The sequence below is a fragment of the Acinetobacter sp. UBA6526 genome, from assembly GCF_002434875.1.
GTDB classification, from domain to species: domain Bacteria; phylum Pseudomonadota; class Gammaproteobacteria; order Pseudomonadales; family Moraxellaceae; genus Acinetobacter; species Acinetobacter venetianus.
Map to the genome: position 1 here is coordinate 1 of NZ_DJLC01000022.1, position 5,521 is coordinate 5,521.

6 protein-coding genes are annotated in these 5,521 nt (G+C 39.4%); 4 read left to right on the plus strand and 2 right to left on the minus strand.

The window, feature by feature from the left end:
• Window positions 1–95 precede the first annotated feature (95 nt).
• Together B4237_RS01855 and B4237_RS01860 are read left to right on the plus strand one after the other, a co-directional pair.
• Window positions 96–854, plus strand: a complete 759-nt coding sequence (locus B4237_RS01855; protein ID WP_286941044.1) for a sulfite exporter TauE/SafE family protein — start codon at window positions 96–98, stop codon at window positions 852–854.
• Between the two features lie 111 nt (window positions 855–965).
• Window positions 966–2,381 (plus strand): SLC13 family permease, encoded by a 1,416-nt coding sequence (locus tag B4237_RS01860; RefSeq protein WP_278595278.1) that lies wholly within the window; start codon window positions 966–968, stop codon window positions 2,379–2,381.
• 37 nt (window positions 2,382–2,418) lie between these two features.
• On the opposite strand, the gene B4237_RS01865 is transcribed toward B4237_RS01860, so the two are convergent.
• On the minus strand, window positions 2,419–3,213 hold the full coding sequence (locus B4237_RS01865) for a TIGR03915 family putative DNA repair protein (protein WP_278595277.1): 795 nt from the start codon (window positions 3,211–3,213) through the stop codon (window positions 2,419–2,421).
• A gap of 2 nt (window positions 3,214–3,215) precedes the next feature.
• Complete coding sequence (locus tag B4237_RS01870) at window positions 3,216–4,478, minus strand: putative DNA modification/repair radical SAM protein (protein ID WP_286941047.1); 1,263 nt, start codon at window positions 4,476–4,478, stop codon at window positions 3,216–3,218.
• Window positions 4,479–4,694: 216 nt separating this feature from the next.
• On the opposite strand from B4237_RS01870, the gene B4237_RS01875 reads away from it, so the two are divergent.
• Window positions 4,695–5,195, plus strand: coding sequence for a hypothetical protein (locus B4237_RS01875; protein WP_192413909.1), 501 nt, complete (start codon window positions 4,695–4,697; stop codon window positions 5,193–5,195).
• 68 nt (window positions 5,196–5,263) lie between these two features.
• The coding region (locus tag B4237_RS01880; protein WP_286941050.1) for a glycine--tRNA ligase subunit alpha at window positions 5,264–5,521 on the plus strand (258 nt) is incomplete at its 3' end.

Consider the following 5,521-nt stretch of genomic DNA (forward strand, 5'->3'; position numbering starts at 1 on the left):
TTCTTGTGATTTTATCCGATAGTTGAATTCCAATATTGTCAGAGAACAATACAATTCACGCTTGGTTTTATTTTCACTCCTGTCAAGGAACGGTTTTGAATAAAACAGAAGTATTGACCTTACTTTTATGTGCATTTGCGGCACTACTACATGGCTTAAGCGGCTTTGGCTTTCCCATGGTCAGTACGGCTGCATTATCCATGTTCTATCCACTGCAAACAGCGGTGGCAATGGTCATTATTCCTTGTATTATTTTAAATCTCAGTCTATTACAGGCGAGCAAAAACCAAAGTTTTTTCCAAAATATTCTCCATTATTTAAAGCAATATTGGGGGTTAATTGGAAGCAGTCTCATCGGCAGCTTTATTGGCGTGGGATTACTTTTATATGTCAATGAAGGCTATCTCAAACTTATCATGGGATCAGTCATTTTACTGTATGTGCTCGATCAGTTTAGATCACAGCCGTTTCAAGTCAGCCGCTCATTCAAAAATATGCTGATTTTTGGTTTTCTCGCAGGCGTGATTGGCGGCGCAACCAATGCCATGGCACCCTTTCTGATGATGTATCTACTCAGTACTCGGCATGATAAAACCGATGTGGTCATGATCAGCAATATGTGTTTCCTTGCCAGTAAATTAATTCAGCTCTCGCTGCTGTATCCAACGCTTTACACCTTTCAGCCCTCACAAATTTATCTGTTGATTGGTGTAACCATTTTATCTTTATTATTTGTTTATCTCGGCGCAAAAATCCGTTCTAATATTTCCCAGCAAAAGTTCAATTTGATCATTTTTACCATTTTAATGCTACTTGGCTGTAATGCATTATGGCAAGGCATGGAGCTTATTTAGAACAGTGTTTATTGTGATCGTTAAACTTGGATTTACGCAAGATTGACAGATATTTTAGGTTATCTGGTCACTAGATTTAAGTGGCAATAACAACTCAAATAAGGATATTTTATGAATGTTCCTCACCTTGAAACACCCACCAACGCAATGCCTAAGGGTCTGTTGCGCGGTTGGGTAATCATTGCAATTGCGGCATTGCTGTCTTTCGGTTTATATGAAATTCTCCCTTATGAGCAAAATGCCAATAAGGGGCTAAGCTTACTCTTATTCATTGGTATTCTTTGGCTGACTGAAGCCATTCATATCACAATTACTGCGCTGCTAGTTCCTGTGCTTGCCGTTCTTGTCGGTATGCCAAGTGTTGGCAGTGATGGTGAAATCAAAGCCATTACCACTAGCAAAGCGTTGAGTACCTTTGCAGATCCGACCATCTTCTTATTTTTTGGTGGTTTCGCACTAGCAACGGCACTACATGTCCAAAAGCTTGACCGCAAAATTGCGATGTGGATTATTGCCATGTCTCGCGGTCATTTAGGGGTCGCAGTCTTGGCGATCTGTTTAGTGACTGCTGTGCTTTCAATGTGGATTTCCAATACCGCAACAGCGGCAATGATGTTACCGCTTGCACTAGGTTTGCTTTCTCATTTTGATGTGCAAAAAGAGCGTAAAACTTTCGTTTTCATCTTATTGGGGATCGCCTACTCAGCCAGTATTGGTGGTTTAGGTACAATGGTTGGTTCTCCACCGAATGCCATTGCAGCCAAAGCTTTAGGCTATGATTTTGCCGACTGGATGAAAGTTGGTTTACCCATGATGTTAATTATTTTCCCTGCGATGTTAGCCAGCTTATATCTGATCTTGCGTCCAAAATTGAACCATCGTGTGGAATTTAAAACAGAAAATATCCCTTGGAATCGCGACCGTATTTTGACCATGTTATTGTTCATGGTAACAGCATTGGCGTGGATCTTCGGTAAGAGCGTCAGTGAGCATTTTGGGATTAGCCAACCTGACACTTGGATTGCTGTTTTTGCTGCCTGTTTAGTGGTGATTCTTGGTATCGGCACATGGAAAGATATTGCTGACAACACTGATTGGGGCGTGTTAATGCTCTTTGGTGGTGGTTTAACTTTAAGTGCTGTTCTGAAAGATTCAGGTTCATCACTGGTATTAGGTCAAACACTTGCAAATGCTTTCGGTGACGCCTCTCCGTTCTTGGTCATTGTGATCGTTGCAGCCTTTATTATTTTCTTAACTGAATTTACCAGTAATACCGCATCTGCTGCATTGCTCGTCCCTGTTTTTGCTGCGATTGCAGATCAAATGGGCTTACCTAAAGAAATTCTGGTAATTGTCATTGGTATTGGTGCTTCATGTGCATTCATGCTACCTGTTGCAACCCCACCAAATGCCATCGTATTTGGTACAGGACATATTCAACAAAGCGAGATGATGCGCGTCGGTTTCGTGCTAAATATTCTTTGTGTTGCACTGGTGTCTATCTTTATTTATTGGTTCTTTGTTTAGCGCAAATTAAAAGCGCTTCGGCGCTTTTTTTATTCTGTTAAATCAACTTTTCATTCAGATAACGCCAATAGCGTTTCGGTAAATATTGCACATGCAATTTAACGTTTTGACGTTCTTTAATGTTGATACTATTAAAATAATCTTTCCAGAGTTGATCATATAATTGTTCTTGCTCATCCAACTGCAATTGAAAACTTTGACTTGCACCACCTGCAAGATTCCGATCAATTTCATTTGCCTCTAATGACACCTCATGAATTTCATGTAAGTCATAGTACAAACCATATTTTCGTTGCTCATCATAAATCAACCAGCATTGATCTTGATAACGACGCTTAAAATGCAGCTGTATCAAAGGAAGTACATTAAAATCAGGTCGCACCAAACTTAAAAATAATCCATCTGTGGTTTTCTTAAAACGGACAAAAGCTTCCATACGATGCTTTTCACGGCCGACTTTTTTTGCCCATTGTGATATCGCCAATACACTCGGATGCGCATAATTTTTTTCAACAGAATGTTGATGACGAAAAACGTATATACAGTAATTAAATAAATGCTGAAACGCGTCTAAAGATTCAGATAAATAAGCAAAGTAAAATTGTCTTAATGAGGATTGACTCAAGCGCTGCTGTATCGCTGACCAAACACGCTGCGCATGATGTTCATTATTGGGAATCTCAACAACAGTGGAAAATAAACCATGTTGCGCACCTTCATTAAAACAAAGCTGAACTTGAAACTCTTTAAATTGAAAGGCACGAAATACACAATTGAGCAAACCAACCATCGAACCATCAAAATAATAATAAACCATACCATCAGCAGACATGATCAAAATCCTAAGCTTAGCTGAGGTGACAGTTGTTTAACGTATTTGGATGAACCCTGCGTCAAGATTTGTTGACGAATATAATGAGATGACAACTCTTTTTGAAAGCGCGGGCTATCTTCACAACGAATAAAAAATTTTGCTCTGGAATACGCCACACCGAGTTGTTTTAGTAGATCAATATGCACCTTACCAAAACGACGCGCTTGTACGATTTTCTTGGCAGACTTCACCCCAATGCCCGGCACGCGCAAAATCATATGATAATCAGCACGATTCAAATCGACGGGAAACTGTTCAGGATGACGCAATGCCCAACTCAGTTTCGGATCTACATCCAAATCAAGATGTGGGTATTTTTCATTGACGATTTCATTGACCTGAAAACCATAAAAACGCATCAACCAATCACTTTGATAAAGACGATTTTCTCGTAGCAAAGGTGGTGCTGAACCGACAGCAGGTAAATAGTTATTCTCGGTATTGATTGGAATGTAGCCTGAGAAATAGACACGCTTTAACTTGAACTCTTTGTAATGCCGATCTGCCATAAATAGCACATCTTGATCAGTCTCTTGATGTGCGCCAACCACCATTTGAGTGGTCTGCCCTGCGGGTACATATTTCGGCACATGCTTAATAATTTGACGTTCATCTTTGAGTTGAATCAGTCGATCTCGAACCAATCCTAAATCTTTTTGTACTTCTTGATGTGATTTTTCAGGGGCAAACGCTTTTAATCCGATCTCAGTTGGCATTTCTAAATTGATGCTCATACGATCAGCATAAAGTCCTGCTTCATGAATCAACTCAGGCGATGCGCCTGGAATAGTTTTGAGATGAATATAGCCATTAAAATTTTCCTCTAGACGTAGCTTTTTCACCACTTGAAGCATCCGCTCCATCGTATAGTCAGCAGATTTAAAAATACCTGAACTCAGAAATAATCCCTCTATATAATTACGACGATAAAAATTAATGGTCAGGTCAACCACTTCTTGTACGGTAAATGCAGCCCGTTTCACATCATTAGAACGGCGTGACACACAATAAGCGCAATCAAAAATACAGACATTACTGAACAAGATTTTCAGCAATGAAACACAGCGTCCATCTTCGGTATAGCTATGGCAAATCCCTGCCCGACTGGCATCGCCTAAACCTTTGTCTTTATTTTTACGGTCACTACCACTAGAGGAACAGGACACATCATATTTGGCAGCGTCCGCTAAAATTTGCAGCTTTTCACGAATGCGATCAGACATATCAAACGACCTGATGAGAACAGAGAATATCGTTTTAAAATTAGCATTTCAAAGTTGTGAAATTAAGAGCATGTGAGATGCAATACGTCATGAGCTGACGTATAGTTATAGATCGAGGATTTGTTATGATCAAAAATTTAGATAATTCAACACAATAGCTTACCCAACTCCACAAAACCAACATAAACAACTGAAATCATTAATGATTTAAAAACCATGAAAGCAAAACTTCTAAAACTTGCTCAACCATTCACTCAAAAACTTATTGTCAACAAAGCACAAATTTGGCGCTGTTTGGTCCAAACACCTTTCTATGCCAGTATTCCCATCTATTTTATATTTGTCGCTTTTTTTGCGCCTGATAATTACTTTTCCATAGAAATATTCAAAGTATTCTATGAGATGCTCTTGGTTATCCTATACATTGCAGTGATCTATTTCATCTTGGTTTTCTTTCCAACCTATTTAGCTCAAGTTTTATTGAAAAAATATAACGTCCTCAATTTCTTTTCAATTATGGCTTACGCCCTTTTATTTACTGTTGTTGTCCCGAGCCTGATCATTATTTTGAATACAGCCCAAATTAATATTATTCCACTCAGATTCTTTGTTCTTCTCTGTTTTTTCTCTCTTACATTTGCCCTTACTAATTGGATTCTATTATTCAGAACAGCAAAAAAATCTAAAACCTGTTCAAAGCTGAAATTCCCCAACTAGCCTTTGCCACTCACCATCAAAATCCTTATACTTAACCACAATTTTTGTTTGATTCCAGTGGATGCACCATGAGTCGTGCTATATCGCATATTGATACATTTCAGGGCTTAATTCTTGCCCTACAAAACTATTGGGCGGAGCAAGGCTGCGTCGTATTACAACCATATGATATGGAAATGGGCGCAGGGACATTCCACACTGCAACCTTCTTACGTGCATTAGGGCCAGAAACTTGGAACGCGGCTTACGTTCAACCTTCACGTCGTCCGAAAGACGGTCGTTATGGTGAAAACCCGAACCGTTTACAACACTACTATCAGTTCCAA